The 23,863-nt window shown below is 45.9% G+C and carries 19 protein-coding genes and 1 other RNA gene; 14 read left to right on the top strand and 6 right to left on the bottom strand.

What is annotated here, in order from left to right; translation table 11 throughout:
* Positions 1 to 17: 17 nt before the first annotated feature.
* Together EPL05_RS09260 and corA are read left to right on the top strand one after the other, a co-directional pair.
* Positions 18 to 629 (top strand): WbqC family protein, encoded by a 612-nt coding sequence (locus EPL05_RS09260; protein WP_128533648.1) that lies wholly within the window; start codon positions 18 to 20, stop codon positions 627 to 629.
* Positions 630 to 1,754: a magnesium/cobalt transporter CorA gene (gene corA, locus EPL05_RS09255; RefSeq protein WP_128533647.1), complete on the top strand. Its 1,125-nt coding sequence runs from the start codon at positions 630 to 632 to the stop codon at positions 1,752 to 1,754. It abuts the gene before it with no gap.
* A 173-nt stretch (positions 1,755 to 1,927) separates the two neighbouring features.
* Here corA and EPL05_RS09250 read toward each other — a convergent pair whose 3' ends face one another.
* Entirely contained in the window at positions 1,928 to 3,034 is a 1,107-nt protein-coding gene (locus EPL05_RS09250; RefSeq protein WP_128533646.1) for an acyltransferase family protein, read from the bottom strand.
* Between the two features lie 358 nt (positions 3,035 to 3,392).
* Here EPL05_RS09250 and EPL05_RS09245 point away from each other — a divergent pair, with 358 nt between their 5' ends.
* The 9 genes from EPL05_RS09245 to EPL05_RS09205 all read left to right on the top strand — a co-directional run bounded on the left by EPL05_RS09245 (position 3,393) and on the right by EPL05_RS09205 (position 11,427).
* Positions 3,393 to 3,839 (top strand): type II toxin-antitoxin system RatA family toxin, encoded by a 447-nt coding sequence (locus EPL05_RS09245; RefSeq protein ID WP_128533645.1) that lies wholly within the window; start codon positions 3,393 to 3,395, stop codon positions 3,837 to 3,839.
* Positions 3,840 to 3,913: 74 nt separating this feature from the next.
* Positions 3,914 to 4,855, top strand: coding sequence for an MBL fold metallo-hydrolase (locus EPL05_RS09240; protein ID WP_128533644.1), 942 nt, complete (start codon positions 3,914 to 3,916; stop codon positions 4,853 to 4,855).
* Positions 4,856 to 4,884: 29 nt separating this feature from the next.
* A complete protein-coding gene (locus EPL05_RS09235; protein ID WP_262708168.1) occupies positions 4,885 to 5,118 on the top strand; it encodes a DUF3820 family protein in 234 nt (77 codons plus the stop codon).
* A gap of 134 nt (positions 5,119 to 5,252) precedes the next feature.
* On the top strand, positions 5,253 to 5,897 hold the full coding sequence (msrA, locus tag EPL05_RS09230) for a peptide-methionine (S)-S-oxide reductase MsrA (protein ID WP_128533643.1): 645 nt from the start codon (positions 5,253 to 5,255) through the stop codon (positions 5,895 to 5,897).
* A 98-nt stretch (positions 5,898 to 5,995) separates the two neighbouring features.
* Positions 5,996 to 6,369: RNase P RNA component class A (rnpB, locus tag EPL05_RS09225), an RNA gene on the top strand.
* A gap of 181 nt (positions 6,370 to 6,550) precedes the next feature.
* Positions 6,551 to 7,930 (top strand): sigma-54-dependent transcriptional regulator, encoded by a 1,380-nt coding sequence (locus EPL05_RS09220; protein ID WP_128533642.1) that lies wholly within the window; start codon positions 6,551 to 6,553, stop codon positions 7,928 to 7,930.
* A 246-nt stretch (positions 7,931 to 8,176) separates the two neighbouring features.
* The gene (locus EPL05_RS09215) at positions 8,177 to 9,454 is read left to right on the top strand and encodes a BamA/TamA family outer membrane protein (protein WP_243837256.1); all 1,278 of its coding nucleotides are present in this window, start codon (positions 8,177 to 8,179) and stop codon (positions 9,452 to 9,454) included.
* A gap of 250 nt (positions 9,455 to 9,704) precedes the next feature.
* Positions 9,705 to 10,994: an alpha-L-fucosidase gene (locus EPL05_RS09210; protein ID WP_128533641.1), complete on the top strand. Its 1,290-nt coding sequence runs from the start codon at positions 9,705 to 9,707 to the stop codon at positions 10,992 to 10,994.
* A gap of 10 nt (positions 10,995 to 11,004) precedes the next feature.
* Positions 11,005 to 11,427: an L-rhamnose mutarotase gene (locus EPL05_RS09205; protein ID WP_208394709.1), complete on the top strand. Its 423-nt coding sequence runs from the start codon at positions 11,005 to 11,007 to the stop codon at positions 11,425 to 11,427.
* An 86-nt stretch (positions 11,428 to 11,513) separates the two neighbouring features.
* On the opposite strand, the gene EPL05_RS09200 is transcribed toward EPL05_RS09205, so the two are convergent.
* The 4 genes from EPL05_RS09200 to EPL05_RS09185 form a co-directional block, all read right to left on the bottom strand.
* A complete protein-coding gene (locus EPL05_RS09200) occupies positions 11,514 to 12,857 on the bottom strand; it encodes an OmpA family protein (RefSeq protein ID WP_128533640.1) in 1,344 nt (447 codons plus the stop codon).
* Between the two features lie 359 nt (positions 12,858 to 13,216).
* Complete coding sequence (locus EPL05_RS09195; RefSeq protein ID WP_128533639.1) at positions 13,217 to 14,056, bottom strand: maleylpyruvate isomerase N-terminal domain-containing protein; 840 nt, start codon at positions 14,054 to 14,056, stop codon at positions 13,217 to 13,219.
* Positions 14,057 to 14,062: 6 nt separating this feature from the next.
* Positions 14,063 to 15,244, bottom strand: a complete 1,182-nt coding sequence (locus tag EPL05_RS09190) for a trans-sulfuration enzyme family protein (protein WP_128533638.1) — start codon at positions 15,242 to 15,244, stop codon at positions 14,063 to 14,065.
* 1 nt (position 15,245) lies between these two features.
* A complete protein-coding gene (locus EPL05_RS09185; protein WP_128533637.1) occupies positions 15,246 to 15,692 on the bottom strand; it encodes an OsmC family protein in 447 nt (148 codons plus the stop codon).
* A 335-nt stretch (positions 15,693 to 16,027) separates the two neighbouring features.
* Between EPL05_RS09185 and EPL05_RS09180 the strand changes: the two genes are divergently transcribed.
* The gene (locus EPL05_RS09180) at positions 16,028 to 16,504 is read left to right on the top strand and encodes a hypothetical protein (RefSeq protein WP_128533636.1); all 477 of its coding nucleotides are present in this window, start codon (positions 16,028 to 16,030) and stop codon (positions 16,502 to 16,504) included.
* 183 nt (positions 16,505 to 16,687) lie between these two features.
* On the opposite strand, the gene EPL05_RS09175 is transcribed toward EPL05_RS09180, so the two are convergent.
* Positions 16,688 to 17,152 (bottom strand): DinB family protein, encoded by a 465-nt coding sequence (locus EPL05_RS09175; RefSeq protein WP_128533635.1) that lies wholly within the window; start codon positions 17,150 to 17,152, stop codon positions 16,688 to 16,690.
* 65 nt (positions 17,153 to 17,217) lie between these two features.
* Here EPL05_RS09175 and EPL05_RS09170 point away from each other — a divergent pair, with 65 nt between their 5' ends.
* Entirely contained in the window at positions 17,218 to 18,456 is a 1,239-nt protein-coding gene (locus EPL05_RS09170) for a nucleoside recognition domain-containing protein (RefSeq protein WP_128533634.1), read from the top strand.
* 209 nt (positions 18,457 to 18,665) lie between these two features.
* Positions 18,666 to 23,861 (top strand): PKD domain-containing protein, encoded by a 5,196-nt coding sequence (locus EPL05_RS09165; RefSeq protein WP_128533633.1) that lies wholly within the window; start codon positions 18,666 to 18,668, stop codon positions 23,859 to 23,861.
* Positions 23,862 to 23,863: the final 2 nt, after the last annotated feature.

Raw genomic sequence — 23,863 nt, 5'->3', positions numbered from 1 at the left:
AAACATAAAAAATATATATGATTGAGAATGGTGCTGTTTTACCAATGTTCTATCTGCCGCCGGTGGAGTACTTTACCAAAATGCAGCAATTTAAGCCAAATGTGCTGATAGAAAAAGAGGAACACTTCCCCAAACAAACTTACCGCAACCGCACAAACATTTACTCGCCCGATGGCTCTTTGTCGCTTACGGTGCCGGTTATAAAAGGTGCCAAAAACCACACCAAAATAAAGGAAGTGCAGATAAGCTATGATTTTAAGTGGCAGCGCCTGCACTGGCTGAGTTTACAGGCCTGTTACCGCAGTTCCGCTTATTTTGAATATTACGAGGCCGATTTCGCGCCCTTTTACGAGAAGCGTTACCCCTACCTGTTCGATTATAATTTAGAACTGCTGGAATTGCTGCTGCGCCTGCTGAAAATAAAGCTGCCTTTACAATTTACCGAAACTTACGAGGCCGCATACCCTACCCTTACCGACCTGCGTTATAGCATGAGCGCTAAAAACCCAGCGGATATGGAACAAAAGCCCTACTTTCAGGTTTTTGAAGATCGGATAGGCTTTCTCAAAAACCAAAGCATCGTAGATCTGCTGTTTAACCAGGGGCCGCAAGCTGTAAATTATTTATAAATGAGCTCTTTTACCAAACGGGTACACATTAAAAACCGCAAGCACAAATTTGAAGTTGGCGAGCGCCCCGGCACCATCAATATTCCGGATGACGCGTTGCCGCCACAGATAGTTATCTATTCGTTTAACGAAACCGACCTGCAAACCCGCGAGGGCAGCGATATGAAAACCATAACGCAGCAGTTAAAAAAGTGCAACGAACATACCCATTGGATAAAAATAAACGGACTGGGCGATGCCAAACTAATAGAAGATATCGGCACATTTATGGGTATCAATCAGTTGGTTTTGGAGGATGTGGTAAACACGCATCAGCGGCCCAAATTTGATGAATACGACAACTACGTTTTCGGCACCAGCCGCATTATTTTCTTTAATGACGATAACGAGCTTGTTAATTGCCAGTTTAGCGGCATCGTAAAAGATAATATCATTATTAGCTTTGAGGAAAGCCACAAGGATTATTTTGAGCCTATAAAAATACGCTTGCAGGCTGGCAAAGGTATTATCCGCACCGCCGGGCCGGGCTACATTTTTTACGCACTTACCGATACCATCCTTGATAATTACTTTGTGGTACTCTCTCAAATTGGCGACCGGATTGACCAAACCGAAGATAAGCTTTACGAAAGCCCCGATAAAAGCATCATGTTTGAGGCACAGCAGCTTAAGCGCACCCTTATCGTTATTCGCCGCTCCTGCTGGCCAGAGCGCGATAAGATAAATGATATGATCCGCAGCGAGAGCGAGCTGATCACCAAAGATGTAAAGCTATACCTGCGCGATGCTTACGACCATTGCATCCAGGCAATGGATATGGTAGAGAGTTATAAAGAGGTCACCAGCAGCATTATCGACCTGTACCTGAGCATGGTAAGCAACCGAATGAACGAGATCATGAAAGTACTCACCATCATCTCGGTAGTATTTATCCCGCTTACCTTTATCGCCGGCATCTACGGAATGAACTTCAGCCACACGGACGAGCATGGACACGTAATACCAGACAACATGCCCGAACTATACTGGCACCACGGCTATGTTTACGCCATCATCCTGATGCTCGGCATTGGCGTAGGATTGCTGTTTATCTTTTGGAAAAAGGGCTGGTTTAACAAGCTATAATCTGTCTGAATCAGAATTTTCAGAATTTTGAAATTTTCAGAATTCTGAACACTTTGACTTCGAGCACTTTTGGCGTTACAAACGATTTTGCATTATGCAGAATGTTAAGACGAACAGAATAATTGCTATCACACATTCTGTTCATTCTAAAATTCTGTAAATTCTGATTCAGACTATGCTAACTTCGCCTTCAACCACTTCCTTACCGGCTCATCGTACAACTTCAGGGCGGCGTAAGCCATTGTAATAAAGAAGAAGAACAAACTCGCGGCAATAGGTATAATGCTTGATGGTTCGGGTTTTGCTTTGATGATCCAGAAAGTATACACGTAAATGAACGGGTAGTGCAAAATATAAATGGGGTACGATATATCGCCCGAAAATTTACAAAGTTTTGCCCAGCGCCCGCTGATCTGCCCGCCCGCGCCCGCTGCTACGATGATTGGGAAAAAGATAATGATGCAAAGCGCGTCGAAATAACCGTTCCAGCTATAATATGGAAAGAAGAATAAAGCGGCGAGTAAAAACGAGCAAACTATATAAGCCATAGGGATACGAATGAGTTTACCTGTACGGAAAAGCAATAACCCGGCAAAGAAAGGGAACATCATGCGCACCGGGGCAACCCATATATTTGGGTAGCCATCAGCCCCTTTTCCGTAGAACCAACTGGCAATAAACGCCGATTTGATCTTAGCGTAGCCCCAGCCGGTACCCAGGTCGCTATGATCTACCGATACCACCAGGAGAATTATTCCACTAACAATAACCACTGCCCAAAGCGCACCTTTGCTCAGCTTTCGCCCAATGATGGCATATAATATATTGGCAATGTATTCCTGCATCAAACTCCAGCAGGGTCCATCCAGCGGGTGTGTTTCGCCCCAGCCGCGTACATCTGTAGTGGCGGGTAAAAGCGTAAAACCTAATAATATCACCACGATGAACTTACCGATGTCTATAATTTGCATATCCTTGTAGGGATCGAACCAAAAGCAGATGGCACCAATGATGGTGCCCAGTATTACCAATGGATGTAAGCGGATGAACCTGATCTTAAAGAATTGCTTAATCGTCATGCCCTTTGCCCAGCGGTCGTCATACGCGTAGCCTACCACAAAGCCCGAGAGCAGGTAAAAAAAATCTACCGCGAGGTAGCCATGATGCATGGGGTGCTTAGGCAGGTCGGGAAAGTAAGCTTCAAAAAGATGAAAAATAACTACCAGTACAGCGGCAGTACCGCGCAGGCCATCCAGGATAGGGTAATGGGGTTTGCTCATGAAGGTTTAAAAATAATCAGGTTGAGGCGGCAAGATAAGGGAGGATGTGCAGATATGCAAATTATGGATGTTAGCGCTCGTTAAGCGGGTTGGTATCAGGTTACGGCTCGTATTAATCATTGTGCAGGTGTTCCACTTTGAAAGTGGAACACTTATTTTAAAAACGCTATTGAATATCAGCATTTTACAGTTTTCGATGGAACACTTTGGAACACCCCTATACTTTAAATAAAGTATGCAATATTCTTATTATAAGTTACTTATCAAAAAACAATAAAAATTAAAAAAACACTTTGGAACAGTGGAATTAGCCGACTTAAAACTATAACTTTAGCCAACCCTTACACACTCATACTTAATGGCGTCTTTCAACTTCTCCGAAAAGATTATCATCAATAAACCCGCTGCAATAATTTTTGATTACACACAGGATTACAGCAAGCGGCTGGATTGGGACAACTTTTTAAAACAGGCTGAACTTATAAACGGCGCTACCGAAGCGGGAAAGGGCGTTAAAGCCTGGTGTGTAGCCCGTTATGGCGTGGGGATGGAAACCAGGTATGTAACTTTTAGCCGCCCGGGTGTGGCCGCCGTAAAAATGACCCAAGGCCCGTATATGTTTAAAGCCTTCGCAGGATCGTGGACGTTTAGAGAGGCCGGCGCCGAGACCGCCAAGGTGACTTTTTTTTACAATTACAGGCTGCGTTTCCCATTTACTATAGTGGGCGGTTTTATTAAACGCCGGTTGCGCCTCAACGTACGGCAAAGACTAAGAGATTTGAAAAAATGTGTGGAAGCTGTCTGATAAAACAGATGCAATTCCCTAAATTAAAACCATTCCTCCCTTCTGCCTGTTACTTAGCAACCATTATAAAAATTATGCTTGCTAAAAAAAATGTTAAATATTTCCAGGTAGCGCAGGGCGTTTGGGGCATGAGGCTCCTGTTTGTAAACGTTTATATGATAGCTAACCGCCGTGGCGCTGGCAAAGGCTGGGTACTGGTAGATACCGGCACTAAAGGATCCGAAGATAAGATAATCGGCATGGCCGAAGCAATATTCGGCCCTGGGACCCGTCCGTCGGCTATTGTTTTAACTCATGGGCACAGCGATCATGCTGGTTCGCTGTGCGAATTACTGAAGGTATGGAACGTTGCGGTTTACGCGCACCATTTAGAAGCCCCATACCTCACCGGTAAATCGTCCTACCCTCCTGCCGACCCGCAAACCGGCGGCGGGCTCATGAGCCTTGCATCCGTCCTGTTCTCTACAAAACCTATCAACGTGCGCCGCAACCTAATAGAGATAGACCTATACGATGGCATTCCCGAATTGCCCGAATGGAAAGTGATCCATACCCCCGGCCACACGCCCGGGCATATTTCTTTGTTTATGCCACTAAATACGACATTGATAGCCGGCGATGCCTTCACCACCACACAGGCAGAATCTGCCTGGCACCTGGCGCTTTATAAAAAGAAAGTAAGCGGTCCGCCAAAATACATTACCAGCGACTGGATAGCAGCCGCGAAATCGGTACGTAAGCTTGCGGCCCTGCAACCGCGCATAGCGGCAACCGGGCATGGTCCCGTGATGCGAGGGCGCGAACTGGCTACCGAACTGAGTGTATTGGCCAACCGTTTCGAGGAGGTCGCCGTGCCAAAACAGGGGCGCTATGTGGGCCACGCGGCAGTGAGCGATGAGAACGGCGTGCGCTATATTCCGCCTGCGGTAAGCAACAAACACGCGAAGGCAGCCCTGGCAATAGCCGCGGCTTTGGTAGGGTTTTTGGTGGTTAACAAGGCAACAAAATTGTGGTAGTCCGCCTGTAAATTCCCTACATTTACCCCGTGGAAAATATAAATGCCGACCCGCAGATACTGGTGGATATTGTGAAGACCCGGATGCCTTTTGGTAAGTATAAAGATACCCTGATATGCGATATCCCTATCAGTTACCTGGAGTGGATGCAGCGCAAGGGCTTCCCTCCCGGCAAACTGGGTATGCTGATGAGCACCACTTACGAAATTAAGCTAAACGGCCTTGATAAACTGCTTTGGATGATAAAAGCAGGGAAGAGGTGAGTGGTTTTGTTGTTAAGTCAGCGAAATGCAAAATTTAGCCCCTTTTCTAACTATTCACCATTATCTGCTCACTACTCACCAACTAACCTGTAAGGTTTCTACGTTTATTACTACAAACAGATAAAACAAGAATCATGAAAAAATTAGCATTATATGTGGCATCGGTATTACTCATAGTAGGATGCGCCAACGGGCAGCCAAAAGGCATGGCGGTATTGCCAAAACCCGCCGCAGGCGAAGCGGTTGCCACATTTGGCAGCGGCTGTTTCTGGGCCTCTCAAGAAGCTATGAGCGAATTGAAAGGTGTTAACAAGGTGATAGCCGGCTATGCAGGGGGTAACACCGCTAACCCAACGTACGAAGAGGTGAGCACCCGTACCACCGATCACGCGGAAACCGTACAGGTATACTACAACCCAAAGGTGATCACTTACGCCACGCTTGCCGAGGCATTTTTATCAGCCCACGACCCAACCACGCTTAATCGTCAAGGTCCTGATGTTGGTACCGATTACCGTTCTATCGCTTTTTACCGCAACGCGAGTGAAAAAGCTACATTGGAGTCCGCCATTAAAAAAATGAACGACTCGAAGCATTACCCAAACCCGGTGGTTACCCAGGTAGTGCCCTTTAAAGTGTTTTACCCTGCCGAAAAATATCACCAGGGCTATTACCGCACCAATGGCGATAGCAACCCATATATTGCAGCCGTTTCAACCCCTAAAGTGCTGAAGATGCGCAAGGCGATGGCCGCATATTTAAAGCCGGAGTTTAAATAGTTCATGGCTAATAGTTGATAGTTCATAGTGAAAAACCTTTTTTGGCATTTTGCTATGAACTATGAACCATCATCTATGAACTAAAAACTTATCTTTACCCCGCAAAACGTTCTATCGCTACCCGCGCTTAGTAGGTGGAGGAAAGTCCGGGCAACACAGAGCATCCTGCTTCCTAACGGGAAGGCGCCCGCAGCGGGCGACAGCAAGTGCCACAGAAAATATACCGCCCGCAAGGGTAAGGGTGAAAACGTGAGGTAAGAGCTCACGGCTTTTCCGGGCGACCGGGATCGCGGTAAACCTCAGGAGTTGAAAAACCAAATAGGTTCTGAAAGCGGAGCTGCTCGCTCCCGCCTCCCTACGGGGACGTCAGAATGGGTAGGTTGATTGAACCTGCCGGCAACGGCAGGGCCAGATTAATGATAGAAATTCCTGCAAAGGAACACAGAACCCGGCTTACAGGTTTGCAGCTGTTAAAAAATCCCCTCTTCGGAGGGGATTTTTTGTTCATTGGTGTCTGCGCTTCGGCACTTTCTAAATTCGAAATTGAACGTTCGAAATTCGACATTCTCCATTCACTAAAAATTGTGTATTTTTCTATACATTTTTATATCTTGCACGCAAACATATCTACCTTATTTCCGTTTTAGAGACACATGGCAAAAATTTTAATTATTGATGATGAGCGGTCTATCCGCAATACGCTGCGCGAAATTTTAGAGTACGAAGATTATACCGTTGAAGACATTGATAACGGTGTAGACGGGCTGGAGCTTATCCGCAAAAACGATTATGACCTGGTACTGTGCGATATAAAAATGAACCGCATGGATGGCATGGAAGTGCTTACCGAAGGATTGAGCCTAAAACCCGACCTGCCTTTTATTATGATATCGGGCCACGGCACGGTAGAAACCGCTGTGGAGGCCAGCAAAAAAGGCGCGTTTGATTTTATCTCCAAACCGCCCGATCTTAACCGACTTCTGATAACCGTACGCAACGCGCTGGATCGTGGTAGCCTGGTTGTTGAGACAAAAGTATTAAAACGTAAGGCCTCCAAGGTGCGCCCTATCTTAGGCGAATCGCAGGCCATCATCAAAATAAAAGAAACTATAGAGCGTGTTGGCCCTACCGATGCCCGTGTGCTGGTTACCGGCGCTAACGGTAGCGGTAAAGAGTTGGTTGCCCGTTGGCTGCACGAAAAATCTAATCGCAGCAACGGCCCTATCATCGAGGTAAATTGTGCGGCCATCCCATCTGAACTTATTGAAAGCGAGCTTTTTGGCCACGAAAAAGGGTCATTTACTTCGGCTATAAAACAACGTATCGGTAAATTCGAATCTGCAAACGGCGGTACGCTGTTTTTAGATGAGATAGGCGATATGAGCCAAAGCGCACAGGCCAAAGTGCTGCGTGCCCTACAGGAAAGCAAAATTACCCGCGTTGGCGGAGAAAAAGAAATAGATGTGGATGTACGTGTAGTGGCGGCAACCAACAAAGACCTGTTAAAAGAAATTGAGGCCGGTAACTTCCGGATGGATTTGTACCACCGCCTCAGCGTTATTTTGATCCACGTACCGCCGCTTACCGAACGCCGTGACGATATCGCCTTGCTTACACAAGCCTTTTTAGATGAGATCTGCAATGAGTACGGTATGCCTACCAAAAAGATCTCGGATGCGGCGCTGGATGCACTTAAAGCTTTACCGTGGACGGGTAACATCCGCGAACTGCGCAACATGGTGGAGCGCCTCATCATCCTGAGCGATAAAACCATTACCGATGGCGATGTAAAGGCATTTGCCAACCCAAGCGCCCCTGTTGCTGTTACCGCAGCTGTAGCAGCCGCGCCGCAAACGGATTTCGACCAGTTTACAAACTTCCAGGAATACAAGGATTTTGCCGAACGGGAGTACATCAAGTTCAAACTCGAAAAAAACAACTGGAACGTATCAAAAACTGCCGATGATATTGATATCCAACGCAGCCACCTGTACAGCAAAATTGAAAAATTTGGCTTGAAGCGGGGGGAGTAAAATTATAATATGCAGTGCTTCGGTGTTGGCACAAAGCCTCTTCAAAAGAAGGGGCTTTGTTGTTTCTATCGTTTTTAGTCATACTTAAGTAACAAGCATGCTACCAGTACAAACATTTTTTTAACCTTCTCGGTTTTAAAATCACCCTGTTGCTTTAAAATGGGATAATTTAAAACTGCCGATTTGAACAACCAACATAACCACCCCAATTACAAAAACTTAGCTACATTATTTTTAATATGTTTTTTGGGAGCTACATACGGTGCTCACGCCCAGGTGCAGCCTACCCCTGCTGATACCGTGAAAGGCGCAAGAGCGCAACGTATAGCATTGAAACAGCAGAATAAACAAAGCAACGACTTTGCCAATCAATACGATATTGGCGATGCATTTAAGGCTATATTACACCCCAAGCGCAAACCCGATAGTGTTTTTAAAAAGCCATCGGGCATAACTATTATACCTAATATCGCATCTAACCCAAGCATTGGTTCGCAACTTGGCATAAAGGCGGTGGCCGGCCGTAAACTGGGTAACGACCCTAATACGCTGCTCTCCGTAGCAGCTACATCGGCATCTGTCACCACGAAGGGTATTATTTACTTTTATGTGAACCATAATATTTATACGCCGGGTAACGCCTGGAACTTCCAGGGGAATTTAGTTATTGCTAAAACCGTATCGCCGGATTATGGGCTTGGCATAGCCCAAGCCAATAACGGCAGCGAGGAAGACCAGGTACTGGCAAACGCGGACCGTAAAGGGCGCGCGCTCCATTCTATCTACTTCAATATTCGCGAGAAGGTATATAAAGAGGTGCAAAAGAACCTGTTTGTTGGTGCCGGGGTATCGTTTGATATTCGCAGCAATATTGAGGACCAAAAATCTACCGGGTTAACGCCTTACGGTATTTACAACGAACGCCATGGCTTTAGCAATGGCAGCTACCAGGCAAACGGACTGCTGTTTAACGTGCAGTATACCACCCGCGATAATCAAAACCGCGCTTATAAGGGTTTTTATGTTGATGCTGGTTTTCGGGTAAACCAGAAATGGATGGGAAGCTCTAAAAACGCGGTGCAATTCACTACCGATTTCCGTAAGTATATTAGCCTTTCCAGCACGCACCCGGAGCATGTGATCGCATTCTGGAACTGGGGTTCATACCTCATCACCGGCAATATCCCTTACCTCGAATTACCCGGTACGGCTAAAGATGGTAGTTTCCGCAGCGGGCGGGGTTATGTATCTCAATACTTTAAAGGCACCAAATACAACTACTCCGAAGCCGAATACCGCTTCCCTATAACCAAAAACAAATTCCTAAGCGGGGTAGCATTTTTTAACCTGCAAACCGCCAATGATGAAGCGGGCACCAAACTGTTCCAGGTTTGGCAGCCGGGTTATGGCGGCGGCTTACGGGTGCTCTTCAACAAAGCAACACGTACTAACCTTTGCCTCGACTACGCCTGGGGTAAGTACGGCGCAAGAGGGTTCTTTTTGGGGCTAAACGAGGCCTTTTAAGGGCAAATGGTTGTCCGCAAGCGTAGAAATTTCTGCCAATATTAAATCTTCGCCTCGCGTTACCACCACGCCCGTAAATGTTAATTTTAAGTATACCCTACTGCAGATTTGAGTTGCGAGTTTTTCTTTTAGGCAAAACCCGCAACTCAAATGTATAATCCATTATCTTATTCGAATTATCCATTTACAGCGGCAAACAGCCTCATTACTTTTAAGCCAACCAATTTTCATCATTATAAATCTATCCGGAATGGTTACTAAAAGATATTTGATTACCTGCTTACTGTTTATTCTTTCGGCACAAAGCTTTGCCCAGCAAACACAAAAAAACCTGATGCCCGAATTTATGGATCAGCGTTTCGGTATGTTTGTACACTTTGGGCCGGTAACCGTAAGAGGTACAGAAATTGGCTGGAGCCGCAATAAAGAAGTAGCCCAAGCCGATTACGATAGTCTTTATAAAGAGTTTAACCCCGTACTGTTCAATGCCGATGCATGGGTAAAAGCCGCCAAAGATGCTGGCATTAAATACCTGGTGATCACCGCCAAACACCATGATGGCTTTTGCTTGTGGCCCACCAAATTTTCCGACTATAATGTTATGAATAGTCCCTTTAAGCGGGATATTGTTGGCGAGCTGGCAAAAGCCTGCAAAAAACAAAGGATGATATTTGGCATTTACTGCACGGTACTGGATTGGCACGATAAAAATTATCCTATCCAAAACCCTTATGACTCCACCAAGAACGTAAAAGGAGATATTACGGCGTTTAAAGCCACGATGAAAGGCGAGCTAAAAGAACTCATCACCAAATACGACCCCTACCTGCTTTGGTTTGATGGCTATTGGGAGAAACCCTGGACAAACGCCGATGGCCGCGAGATCTACGATTATACCAAAAGCATTAATCCTCAAATACTGGTAAACAACCGCCTGGGTAAAGTAAGCGAGGCGCTTAACAATGAATCGGTTGGGGATTACCTTACGCCGGAGCAGCGCATTGGCCAACTGAATATGAACGAACCCTGGGAAAGCTGCATTACCATTTGCCAGCAATGGGCCTGGAAACCAAACGATCAGATGAAATCGCTAAAAGAATGCATCCAAACCCTCGCAAAAACAGCTGCCGGCAATGGCAACCTGCTGTTTAATGTTGGTCCGATGATGGATGGCCGCATTGAGGCCAGGCAGGTATTCCGCCTGAAGGAAATTGGCGACTGGATGAAAACATATAGCAGCAGCATTTACAATACCAAAGGCGGCCCATTTGTACCGAACGATAATTTTGCCAGCACCCGCAAAGGCAACAAGATCTATATCCACATATTTAAAAGCGCCGGCAATACGATAACGATCCCTGCCCTGCCGAATGTGGTTATTAATAAGGCTACCCTGTTCAACAGTGAAAAAGTTGAAGTGAAACAAAGCGGGAAAAATATCCAATTAACCCTTCCAGATAAATTACCCGATGATAACGATAATGTGGTAATACTTGACATAAATCAGGATGCGGAAAAACTGCCGGTTATAAAAGCTTAATATGGAGAAGATGAAGGTTTTTTTTATCGTTTTGATACTTCTGATCATCTGTGCCGCGGCTTACATCCATAAACCGGCAGATAAGCAACCTGTTGTGAAACGTTACGCCAGCATTACCGGGGTAAAACCGGATAAAGTTGCACGCTATAAATATCTGCACGCTCATGCCTGGCCTGCCGTACTTAAAAAGATAAAGGAATGCAACATCCGCAATTATTCCATCTATCTGAAAAACATCGACGGCAAACCCTATTTGTTTAGCTACTTTGAATACACCGGCAATAATTTCACTGCCGATATGCAAAAAATGACCACCGATACTAACACCCGAAAATGGTGGAAAGGAACCGACCCTACTCAGCTACCTCTCCCCGATGCCACGGCCAGAGGAAAGATCTGGAGCGATATGGAAGAAGTATTCCATACTCCGTAAACAAACAAAGCGCCCCCATCAAATGACCGGCACGCTCTGTTTCAATATGTCTTGAATCTTGACTCTTACATCTTGATTCTTAACCTTTAGTATAAGGTAAATTCTACCCTACGGTTAGCCTGGCGGCCGGAAGCGGTTTTGTTTGTAGCAATTGGCTGGCTTTCACCGTAACCTGTTGCTTCTATACGCGATGCATTGGCACCTTTGCTTACTAAGTAAGCTTTGATAGATTCCGCACGATCTTTAGATAATGCTAAGTTTAAAGCATCAGAACCAGTATTATCTGTATGGCCTGCCAATTTCAGGCTGAAATTTTTATCAGTCAGTAATTTAGCAACCCTATCTAAACTTGGGTAAGATTTAGCGCGGATAGTTGCTTTGCCCAAATCAAACTCCAGATTGTTTATTGCATCTTTAACAACACGTTTGTCTTCTTCGGTTACGTAGACTTTAACCTCTGGTTTTGCAAGCGGACAGCCAGAACCATCTACCTTAGTACCGGCAGGTGTGTTAGGGCATTTATCGTAAAGATCAGGTACGCCATCAGCATCGCTATCAACCGTAAATTTTGCTAAATTGGCGTTTGTAGCATCTAAATCGCTACGTAATTTAGCGTTCGCTGCTTTTTCAGCATCTATTTGTGCCTGCAAAGCGTCTTTGGTTTTTTGGTTTTCCCATAGATACTCGGTACGCATGCTGTTTACCGGGTTGTGTGTAGCTAACTGTGGTTTCGAGCTTTTTCCCAACGCAAACTCTAAACCGATGTGCGCGTAAGAGAATTTATCGGCACCGCCGTTAACTTTGTAACCGTCGAAATTATCAGACTGCACAAAGTTTACCTGGTAACCCATATCTAAATTTACGCCCGGGCCTAAATTGAATTTTAAACCTAAGCCAACCGGTATGTAAGCTTCTTTCACGCTCTCGTTATTAGCTTTAAAAGCAACACCATTTACCGCTGGTTTGTAGCCCATTAAACCCCAACCAGCTGTTAAATAAGGCTGTATAGCACCTTTTTGGTGGCGCCAGTTAATATTAGCTAAGGTAAAAACACCGCTAATGCTGGCTGCGTAGTTTAATTTTGTTTCGAAAGATGAATTGGTTCCCTGTCCTTCTTCCCCGCTTACTTTACCGCGAAGAAAATCGGCCTGAATACCAAATGATGGCAATATTTGTTTTTTAATGTAACCACCGTATCCTACCTGAGAAGTTGGGTGGCTAAAATCCTGGTTGTGGTTCCAGCCAAAAACTGTAAAGGGGGTTAATAAGCCGCCATTTACACCGATGGACCATGTGCGAAATGCGCCGCCGTCTGAAAACGGCTGTACATAATTTCTTGTAGAAGCAGAATCGGGGGTTTGCGCGAACAACTTACTACCAACCATCAGGCCGGTTAACAGCAACGTTGCTTTTTTTAAATTTGTTTTCATGTTGAATGATTTGGTATCGGCCGCTATAATTTACAACAGACCTACCCCCAATTGACAACATTAATGCCAGTTAAGATCAAGCGTAACTTAAATGACTGTTCAAACACATAGCTATGCTAAGCAGTTTAGCTAAACTGCTATCAATTAGCAAATTAGGGAATATAGTCCCTCATAGGCAACAAAGTCGGACAAATAAATCGCTATAAAGACGGCAAAGCTTAAATATGGATTAAAAATAGTACGCTTTTGGATCTTAATTGATTTTACCTGAAAGAGCCGGTGGCCCGTGTGCAGGTTTTTTAGGCAAAAGATCAAGTGTTCCACTATTGCGGGTGAAACACTTATTTTTAAAACATTATCTATGCCATCACCGCCACCATATTAAACATAGGGTTCACGAGAATAATGTCGCCTCTTGTAACAGAAGCGGTCATTCCCACTTCTGGTGAAACAGCTTTGGTAAAAAGTTTCCAGGCAGTATCCGGGTCGAGGGTTACCGAGGCATCTATTTTTTCGGGAGATAAGCCTTTCAACAATTCCCATTTATTTGTTGCCCTTTTCAAAAACCAATCGCCGCCTGCCTCGGTACCAACTGTGAATTTAATAACCGTGCCTACCCTTGCAGGTGTATTGCGGTAAGTATTCGGCAGGGCATACATAAAGGTGTCTATAAGCGGGTAAAAAAGCTCCTTGGTTATTAACCCCGGTTTGCCAACCGCATCGCGGATCTGTTGCTGATGGTGCCACTTTTCGGTGTACTCGCGGGCAATATGGAACCAGTTGAGCGAGGCTTCCTCCCCTGCCCAGGCAACAGAAAACATGGATGGTGCCCATGGATCGAGCGACTGCAGGTATTTGAGGTGTTGCGGCAGGGCGTTTTCCAGCTGTTCTATTAACAATTGCGGACTAACCCTTTTCATCGCCTTTACCCAAACGGCGTTCAACTCGTTCAAAAACACTACAAGATTCTGGTAGCTATTTATCTGTAGTGGAGGTTCGTTATTTTGATAGTGATGCAGGAACGCTATATTACGCCCGCTTACATCCAGCAGGTGGGCTGCAACGTCTTTTACGTTCCATAGTTTGGCAACGGTGGGTTTGTGCCAGTCTTCGGCAGATAAGGAGGCAAGTAATTCCAGGAGTAACTTATCCAGTACCGGGAAAAGGTGCAGGGTTTCTATGGGAATTACTTGCTCCATATTTATTTATGCCATGCTTTTTTCCAAAGCTTGTACAATATCGTTTATTACGTCTTCGGCTTTTTCCAAACCGGCCGATATGCGGATCAGCCCCGGCGTAATTCCTACCGATGAGCGTTCAGCGTCGGTTAATTTCGAATGCGTGGTGCTTGCCGGATGCGATGCAATGCTGCGGCTATCGCCCAGATTGGCGGTTACCGAAAGCAGTTCCAATGCATCTAAAAACTTGCGGCCTGCAACAACGCCGCCTTTTATCTCGAAACACAAAACGCCGCCACCTGCTTTCATTTGTTTGATGGCGATATCGTACTGCGGGTGCCCTTTCAGGAACGGGTACTTAACCCAGCTTACATTGGGGTTGCTCTGCAGTGTTTCGGCAATTTTAAGGGCATTTGCACAATGGCGTTCCATGCGTACATCTAAAGTTTCCAGGCTTTTGCTCAGCACCCAGGCGTTAAACGGCGACATGGCCGGCCCGGTGTTACGGCAAAACAGGTAGATCTCTTTGATGAGGTCCTTACGGCCAACAATTACACCGCCCAGTACCCTGCCCTGTCCGTCTATCCATTTGGTGGCCGAGTGTACAATAATATCGGCACCAAAATCTACCGGCCTTTGCAGCAAAGGTGTGGCAAAGCAATTATCTACGTTAAATATCAGGTTATGCTTCTTGGTGAACTGACCTGCCCATTCCAGGTCGATAACTTCTAACTGTGGGTTGGTTGGCGTTTCGAGGTAAAGCATTTTGGTATTTGGCTGCACGGCTGCTTCCCAGGCTTCTTTATCATTAGCAGGTACAAGCGTGCAGGTAATACCCCAACGCGGCAAATATTTGTTCACGATGGTAAAAGTGCTCCCGAAAACCGAGCTGCAGCACAGCAGGTGGTCGCCGCTTTTAAGCAGGCCCATAAAGGTGGAGAAGATAGCGCTCATCCCGGTTGAAGTAGCAAAGCCATCGTCGCAGCCTTCTAAAGCACACATTTTAGCCACAAATTCATCAACGGTTGGGTTGCTGAAACGGCTGTAAATATTTTCATCGTTCTCATCAGCAAATGCGGCGCGCATGGTTTCGGCCTCGCTAAAGGTAAAGCTGCTGGTTAAATATAACGGCGATGAATGCTCGTTTTGAAGGGTTTTGGGGGCGCGGATACGTATGGCCTTGGTTATGGGATCTAATTCTTGTGACATTTTATTTTTGTAGTATGTTATATTTAGCAGGGTGTATAATTACCTGCCATGTTATCTCGGCTTCCGCTTTATAAAGGGTGGCTGCAACCGAACAATATTTACCAAGCGACAGTTCAACGGCCTTATTAGCCTTTTCCTCATCTATGGTTCCGTATAAGTGAAATTCTAAATTGATGGTTTGCCATAACGAAGGCTCTTTACCGGCTTCGCGTTCGCCGCTGATCACCATTTCGTAATCGGTAACATTTTGGCGCTGCTTGCGCAGGATAGCGATCACATCAATGGCCGAGCATCCGCCCAAACCCATCAAAAGCATTTGCATGGGGCGTACCCCAAAGTTTTCGCCGCCACTTTCGGGGCTGCTGTCCATCCGTATGGAGTGGCCGTATTCATCGTGGGCTTCAAAGCCATATTCGCCGCTTATGCGGGCAAGTTTTATAGTAGGCATGATGTTTAATTAATTTTGCTAAGGTAATAATGATATAATATTAATTCTACCAATCTGGTCAATTTTAACGAATTTGGTATTAGGAATGACATTTACTTGATGAATGGGAAGGTTTAGGCGTATACGTTTTTCCTGGTTTTTTTTGTAGAAAAGCAATATTTGTTTCTCCCGCATGCATAACAGCTACGCAAACCCGAAATACAAATCCCCTACCTGTCCCATTGACGCGAAGTATCGCGTCTCTACACAAAAAACTTACGTAATAATTTTGTGGCGTTAAACTTTGACGGATTTAATTAGTCAAATTAGTTGTGTTAGATAAATTCTTTCACGCTATGAAAAAAATCCTGTTAACCGCCTTCATCCTTTGCTCTACTATTGCCTGCTTTGCCCAAAGCAGCCTGATTTCGTACGATGACCTGAGTTACCTGCTGCATAATAACATCACCAAGGCAGATACCTTTTTTACTTCGAAAGGGTACACGCTGGCCGAAAAGAACATCAAGAAAAATACCCGAAAATATACACTGGCGATCCAAGGCGGAACTTATAACAATGTGAATGTGCGGATAGATGGTAAACGCTTGTTTTTAGAAATTGAGACGAACGAGTTACAGCAGTATAACCTTATTTACAACTCCATTGCAGATTACCTGAACAAGGCTACCAGCACCGCCGACGTACAGGCCTACATTGTAAAAGACCTGGGCAGCATTTATATTATGGTGAACGATACACCACCATATAACCCGCTACGCCGGAATTACGATATCCAGATCGTATCTGACAAAGCGATAACGGCGTATAATTAAGATATCGTCGTCAAAGTCATCCAGAACCTGTTTCGGGACCCCACACGGCGGGTGGGCGGCTATGCGTGACTGATACTTTAGGATGGGCTGCCGAAATAAATTTGGCATGACGATTTGGGGATGAATCTATTTCCTATCCTTCACTAATTACCGGCATTAGGCCCTAAACCCTCCGGTTTGCATTTACGTTAATTGGTTTAAATGATTTAGCATGTGCGCTACGTACTCATTAGCGATAAATTCAACGGTATTGTAAATTGGTTCGTCCTGGTTACTATCGCAGTTTATTTGCCAGCGGTCGGTCGGGTAATTGGCCAATACACGTGCTATCTGCAGGTTCACCAGTTCCCAAAGCTTCAACAGGTCGTTAATATCAGCTTCGGCATAGCTTTGGGCCTGAACCCATTCTTCCTGGTAGTAGATCAGCTTAAACTTTTCTTCGTACGTACACCGCACAAAACGCTGCAGGTTGATTTGGGCGCTGTCTATGAGGTGGCCAATGATTTGCTTGTTGTTCCATTTGCCGGGGGCGGCTGTATTTTTCCAGTTGATAGCAGATGATTGGTTATCTAAAAAATTGGCTACGTTGTTAGTTAGCTGTTCGGCAATGTGGGGCATGGCGAGGTTGTTAATGAAGGTAAAATTCATTTTAAATATCCTTATTCTGTATAAATTATTCAAAAAAAATTAACTTCAAGGCCTGAAACATACTTATGGCCCTTAACTACATCTGGATAGCATTTTTCCTTATCGCCTTTGTAATTGCGCTTTGCAAGCTCATTTTTTTGGGCGATGTAGATGCCTTTAAATTGCTGGTAGATGGCATGTTCGATATGTCGAAGTCATCAGTGATGGATATCGCCCTTCCGCTTGCGGGTAATATGGTTTTATGGCTGGGTATTATGAATATTGGCGAACGCGCCGGTGCCATGAACTTTTTGGCCCGAATAGTAGGCCCATTTCTGGGCAAGCTGTTCCCCGAGGTACCAAAGAACCACCCTGCCAACGGCCAGATGATGATGAATTTTTCGGCCAATCTGCTTGGGCTCGATAACGCCGCCACCCCGCTTGGCTTAAAAGCTATGGGCAGTTTGCAGGAACTTAACCCTGATAAAGAAACCGCCTCCAACTCGCAGATCATGTTTTTGGTGCTGCATACTTCCGGTTTACAATTGCTACCCGTTACCATTATAGCGCAGCGGTATATCCTACACGCTAAAGATCCTGCCGATGTTTTTATCCCCTGTATCATAGCGACCTATGTAGCTACGGTTGTGGGCATGCTGGCGGTGTCTGTCAAACAAAAAATAAACCTGTGGGATAAGGTGATCATCGCGTGGCTGGGCGGTATGACAGCCTTTATTACGTTGTTGGTCTGGACATTCACCACCCAGTTAAACCACGACCAGATCACCCTCGTATCTAAAGTGATCAGCAATACACTCATTTACTGTATCCCGGTTGTATTTATATTAGGTGCCATGCGCAAGCGCGTCAATGTATTCGAGGCTTTTATAGATGGCGCCAAGGAAGGCTTTGGTGTATCGGTAAAGATCATCCCCTATCTTGTAGCCATGCTTGTGGCTATCAGCGTTTTCCGCAACAGCGGCGCGCTTACCTATCTTAACGATGGCGTGCGCTGGGTAGTGAGCCAGGCAAACTTAGATACCCGTTTTGTAGATGCGCTGCCCGTTGCTTATATGAAACCGCTAAGCGGTTCCGGCTCTAAAGCCATGATGATAAGCACCATGCAAACCTACGGGCCTGATAGTTTTGCCGGGCGTCTCGGTTCGGTTTTTAACGGCTCTGCAGATACAACCTTTTTTATCGTTGCGCTTTATTTTGGCTCGGTAGGCATCAAAAAATCACGATACGCCATCCCTGCCGGGTTAATAGCCGATCTGGCCGGTGTAATTGCCGCCATATTTATTTCTTACCTGTTTTTTGCATAGAAAAAACGGCTTTAATTAGCTTATTCGTAATTTTTTATCTAAAAACGAAGTGTAATTTACGTTATGTAAAATTATTCCATCGTTTGCAACCCCCAAGGTTCGGTTTGCGTATACAATATACTTCGGTTTTGGTTTTATAATATCGCTTATAGTTTGTAACAATTTTGTTATTTTAGCGTGCCGTATAGTAACGCTATGCAAGAGATTCGATGGAGAGAATTTTTACAAGGAGTTTACTGTTTGTTTTTACTTTTAGCTGCTTCGTCATAACAGGGGTCCGCGCACAAACTGTTATTATCGGCAACATAGATCCAGGTCCCTACGGCCAGAGTTCTACTATTGCCGTACCGTTTCATCTCAATACAACAACGGCCTGCTCCAGTTCTACCAATGTTTTTAACTTGTACCTTTCTGATGCCAACGGAAACTTTGGGGCCCCCACATTAATTGGTAGTTACGCTGGTTTTTACGGCACGTTTGTAAACGGCATCATCCCCAACGGAACCGCCACCAGCCCAAATTACAGGATTAGGATACAATGTACAGACCCGGCCATCCTCCCGGTAACTTCCGGGCCATTTACAATAAGTGCTTCGGCAGGCATAACGGCGGGCACATCGTCACAAGCTGTAAATACGGCAAATCCGGAGATCTTTGGCTCATGTATAGGATCCGATAATACTTCCTATGCTTTTGTAAATGCATCATCGGCCGGTGCAGCGGCATCTGCCACTTTCTTTAATGAGCTCTCGCAAACCGATGAAGGTAGCATTACCTTCCCGGCCGCACCTTTTATTGCCAAGGCAGCCAACTACACGGTTATTGTGAGAGCAACCAACGCCGGTATAGTGGGTACAAAGGCATTTAGCTTGATTAACAACCTTGTAAATAACAGTTTTGGTGCATCGGGCAGTAACCAGGTGTGTTTAGACGGGCAAACCAAACTTACCTATAGCGTTGATATCAATTCCCCAAATGGGATCCAAAAAAATTATCCGGGGTTGATCTACAGCGTTACCTGGGGCGATGGCTTGAGCACCAATTATACGCTTTGCGAAATTGTGGCAACCGGTGGTTTTATTGACCATACGTACAAAAAGGCATCCTGCGGTAACGTAGCAAATGGCCTGCAAAACGTTTTCCAGATAGATCTGCAGCCCACAAGCCCGTTCTGCGGCAAATTGGGCACGCCCGTTACCGGCTATGCAAGGGTTATAGAAGCGCCAAAAAACAAGATAGGATACAGCGAAACGGCATGTACCAATACGGTGGTAACTTTCGGCAACATATCAATCCCCGGTCAGGACCCTAACAGCACATCGTTTGATTGTACCAACGCAGCCGCCTTATATACCTGGGTAGTAGATGGTATTGTGGTTGCCGTAAACTACCCGCTGGAAAAATTACTTGAATATACCTTTACTACAAACGGTAAACACCACGTTGGCCTTCACCTGCAAAACGGAAATGCCATTTGCGATGTAGAAGACAAAATCATAGAGATATGTATACAGGATGCGCCAAAACCCTCTTTTACATTAGCTAACTCAACCATTTGTACATCAGGGCCGGTTACACCCGTAAACACTTCTATTGTTGACGAAAACTGCGATGTGAATACCACCTACACCTGGCGTGTTACAGGCCCCGCGCAACCCACCTTTTTGGGCGGTACCACCGCCGCCAGTAAAACGCCAAAGTTTAACTTTACCGTAGCCGGCTTGTATACCCTAACCTTAGATATCACCACCATCAGTTGCGGCCTGGTATCTTCAGAACCTCAGGAAGTGGTAATCAATTTAAACCCGGTGGCAAAATTATCTGCCGACGGGCTCGTTTGCGGTAAAGACCAGGTACTCACCTTCGGCCCTAACGCTACTACTACAAAAACTACACTTACGGGAACGGCCAAAACCCTGCCTGCTACCTACGTTTGGACAATTACCGGCGGTGCCTTTAGTTACGAGAACGGCACAACAGCCAACAGCCAATATCCACAGGTAAAATTTACCGATTATAATACCTATACCATTACCGTAACCCACACCAATAATTGCAATGTGGCTTCCGATTCGCAGGTACTAACTTTCCAGGAAGCACCACTGGTTAACGCAGGCGGCGACCAAGCCGTTTGCGAAGGCAATATAGTTAGTTTAGCGGCAGCCAATATTACCGGGGTTTATAACAGCTTTAAGTGGGTGGGCGGCACAGGCACGTTCAGTCCCAGTCGCAATGCAATGAATCCAACGTATACGCCATCCGCAGCCGAAATAACCGCAGGCACATCAACTATCATTTTGGAAGTTACCACTAACCTTGCAGCACCTTGTAATATCATCAGCACCCCGGCGGTGATCACCATTACCCGTAAAGACAACATCACCAGCGCAAATACGGCAGACGTGTGTACCGGCTCTAATTTTACGTATACTATCACCTCGGCAAATCCCGTCTCCAACTTTAGCTGGACGGCCAGCGTAACATCGGGCAGTGCAACGGGCTTTAGCGCGACAGGAAGCGGTAATACCATTAACGATGTGATTAACGATACCGGCGTTGGCGATGCTACCATCGTTTACATCATAACCCCTACTACCAATGGCTGCCCGGGCGTTCCCTTCCCACTAACTTTAACGGTAAACCGCATCCCGGTTTTAACGGCAACGCCGGCGGCAGTGCCGATATGCAGTGGGCAACCCACCGGCGTGGTACTCACATCTACGCAGGCAAACACCACCTACACCTGGACGAGTGTTGCCGATGCAGATATCCATTTCAATTCTGAGCAGACAACACCCGTTGCTGTTACCACCATACCCGATCTGCTGACCAATACCGGCACTCTTTACGGCATCGTTAAATACACCATTACCCCATACCATGGCGCTTGTGCAGGCGCCCCCGTAACCGTAACCGTGGTTATTGCGCCACCGCCCATAGCGGCACTGGCCGGCCCGGATGAATCCATTTGTAATGGCCTAACTTACACCCTGCAGGGTAACGACCCATCACCGGGCACAGGGCAGTGGACGCTGATATCGGGGCAGGTCGGCGTTACTTTCGCAAACAGCGCAAGCGCCACATCGGTGGTTAACGGCTTAAAACCTGGCAACGTTTACCAGTTTGTATGGAGCATAAACACTTCGCCTGGGTGCACACCAAATACTGATGAGGTAACCATTACGGTAGATGCGCCTACAATCGGCGGTATCATAGCTGGTTCGGCATCTGTATGCGCGGATGCTAACCACGATTTCCTGGTGCTATCTGGCAACGTGGGTAAAGTTTTAAGCTGGGAATCATCAACCGATGGCGTTAATTGGGTTACGTTGCTTGATATCACAAACCAGTACGAATACACCGATCTTACGCAGACCACCCAGTTTAGGGCCGTGGTGCAAAACGGCACCTGTGCTATCGAACACTCAGCTATAGCAACCATTACAGTAAACCAACCGGTAATACCGGCAAGTGGCGGTATACCATTAACTACTTTATGTAATGCTTCTGTTTTTACCTTAAGCGGTAACGACCCTACGCCTTTTGCGGGGATATGGACACAAACAGGCGGCCCTCCCGTAATTTTCGCTGACGCGACCGACCCTAAAACACAAATTACCGGCTTAATTGGCGGCAATACCTACAAATTTACCTGGACTATAAAGGGGAGTGCCCCCTGCCCCGACAGCCAAAACGAAATAACTATTGTAAACAACCCGGATGTTACACCAAAATTCATAAACGACTATAACACTACAGTTTGCGGGCCGGTTACCGTTAACTTTACCAATCAGTCGTCAAACTTTGCAGGCACCACTTATTTATGGGATTTTGGGGATGGAACCGGCAACACCAACGCCGTTAACCCACAGCACACTTTTCAGCCGGGCACCGACGGGGAGGACGTCGTGTACACGGTATCATTAACCATCATTAACAACTGCGTGGCGCGTGAGCCTTTTAAGATGGATATTCTTGTGAGGCCCTCGGCTCCAACCGCAGTGGTGCAACCCGAAAAACTTTCCGCCTGCGGCTCTTTAGCTATTAGATTAAAAAACACATCGCCCGGCAATAATCAATACTATGATTTTTTTGTATTCGATGGTAACACACAGGTACTACCCACAATTAGGAAAACAGATAAATCGGACGCTGTCTTCGCGTCATTAGGGCCACCACGTAACGATGCGTTTTATACCGTTTATATGGTTGCAACCGACCTTTGCGACAATACCACTAAAAGTGTACCTACCCCTATCAATATTTACCCTGCTACCTTTGTGCCGTTATTTTTTTCGAAGGATAACAAAAGCGAAGCTTGTTATCCATTTACCGCCACGTTTGTAAATATCTCATCGGGTGGAACTAAATTCTTTTACCGCATTTACAGCCCGGCCGGAGTGATGATTGATGAGATACAAGGCAGTAAAACTGAACAGCCGTATACTTTTGTAGCCCCGGGTACATACTTTGTAAGCATTGTTGCACAAAACGACTGCGCCACTTTTGAATCTACCGAACGAATAAAGTTTGAGGCCTATCCGCAGCCGCTGCCCGATTTTACCGCCGATATAACCAGCGGATGTAAAGCTATACGGGTTAAATTTTCAAACACTACTGTTGCTAATGGTGCTACGCCTCCGCAATCGTTAAGTTACGAATGGGATTTTGGCGATGGTACAGCGCACTTTTTTGGCTATACCCCGCTACCGCACTTATATCTCGCAAAAAATTCGCCATTTACGGTTACCTTAAAGGTTAATAACCTATCCACCGGCTGTACGAATATTATTGTAAAAACCAACTTCATTAAAGTTAACCCTGCGCCAAATGTTGATTTTGATGCCAGCCCCGGTTTTATTACCAAGATCCCTAATTACCACTTTGCATTCGACGATAAGACATCGGGCAACCCGGTAAGCTGGGCCTGGGATTTTGGCGATAACAGCACATCTACCCAGCAAAACCCCGGGCATACTTATGCAGATACTGGGACTTATAAGGTTACCCTTCGCGTAATAAACCGCGATGGCTGCGATAGTACCGTAGTACACAAAGTGCAAATTACCGGTGTGCCGGGGCAATTATATATACCAAACGCGTTTATGCCGGCCGGTAGCACCAGCGAACTGCGTACCTTTGTAATGAAAGGTTCGGGCATAGAAACCTGGCGGATGCAGATATTTAATAACTGGGGGCAACTGGTTTGGGAAACTACTAAACTAAACAGCACTGGCGAGCCTGTAGAAAGCTGGGACGGCACTTATAAAGGGGTACCTGTGCAGCAGGGTGTATATGTATGGCAAGCATCGGCCAAATTCATCAACGGAACCGAGTGGAAGGGTATGCAATATGGGCCAGCCACTTTACCAAAACGCACGGGCGTAATACATTTAATAAGATAGTG

It is taken from the genome of Mucilaginibacter gilvus, from assembly GCF_004054195.1.
Classification (GTDB): domain Bacteria; phylum Bacteroidota; class Bacteroidia; order Sphingobacteriales; family Sphingobacteriaceae; genus Mucilaginibacter; species Mucilaginibacter gilvus.
This window is presented reverse-complemented; position numbering and strand designations above follow the sequence as displayed.

Coding starts and splice junctions, on each gene's coding strand:
- EPL05_RS09260 (WP_128533648.1), top strand. CDS start 18: ATGATTGAGAATGGTGCTGTTTTACCAATGTTCTATCTGCCGCCGGTG.
- corA (WP_128533647.1), top strand. CDS start 630: ATGAGCTCTTTTACCAAACGGGTACACATTAAAAACCGCAAGCACAAA.
- EPL05_RS09250 (WP_128533646.1), bottom strand. CDS start 3,034: ATGAGCAAACCCCATTACCCTATCCTGGATGGCCTGCGCGGTACTGCC.
- EPL05_RS09245 (WP_128533645.1), top strand. CDS start 3,393: ATGGCGTCTTTCAACTTCTCCGAAAAGATTATCATCAATAAACCCGCT.
- EPL05_RS09240 (WP_128533644.1), top strand. CDS start 3,914: ATGCTTGCTAAAAAAAATGTTAAATATTTCCAGGTAGCGCAGGGCGTT.
- msrA (WP_128533643.1), top strand. CDS start 5,253: ATGAAAAAATTAGCATTATATGTGGCATCGGTATTACTCATAGTAGGA.
- EPL05_RS09220 (WP_128533642.1), top strand. CDS start 6,551: ATGGCAAAAATTTTAATTATTGATGATGAGCGGTCTATCCGCAATACG.
- EPL05_RS09210 (WP_128533641.1), top strand. CDS start 9,705: ATGGTTACTAAAAGATATTTGATTACCTGCTTACTGTTTATTCTTTCG.
- EPL05_RS09205 (WP_208394709.1), top strand. CDS start 11,005: ATGAAGGTTTTTTTTATCGTTTTGATACTTCTGATCATCTGTGCCGCG.
- EPL05_RS09200 (WP_128533640.1), bottom strand. CDS start 12,857: ATGAAAACAAATTTAAAAAAAGCAACGTTGCTGTTAACCGGCCTGATG.
- EPL05_RS09195 (WP_128533639.1), bottom strand. CDS start 14,056: ATGGAGCAAGTAATTCCCATAGAAACCCTGCACCTTTTCCCGGTACTG.
- EPL05_RS09190 (WP_128533638.1), bottom strand. CDS start 15,244: ATGTCACAAGAATTAGATCCCATAACCAAGGCCATACGTATCCGCGCC.
- EPL05_RS09185 (WP_128533637.1), bottom strand. CDS start 15,692: ATGCCTACTATAAAACTTGCCCGCATAAGCGGCGAATATGGCTTTGAA.
- EPL05_RS09180 (WP_128533636.1), top strand. CDS start 16,028: ATGAAAAAAATCCTGTTAACCGCCTTCATCCTTTGCTCTACTATTGCC.
- EPL05_RS09175 (WP_128533635.1), bottom strand. CDS start 17,152: ATGAATTTTACCTTCATTAACAACCTCGCCATGCCCCACATTGCCGAA.
- EPL05_RS09170 (WP_128533634.1), top strand. CDS start 17,218: ATGGCCCTTAACTACATCTGGATAGCATTTTTCCTTATCGCCTTTGTA.
- EPL05_RS09165 (WP_128533633.1), top strand. CDS start 18,666: ATGGAGAGAATTTTTACAAGGAGTTTACTGTTTGTTTTTACTTTTAGC.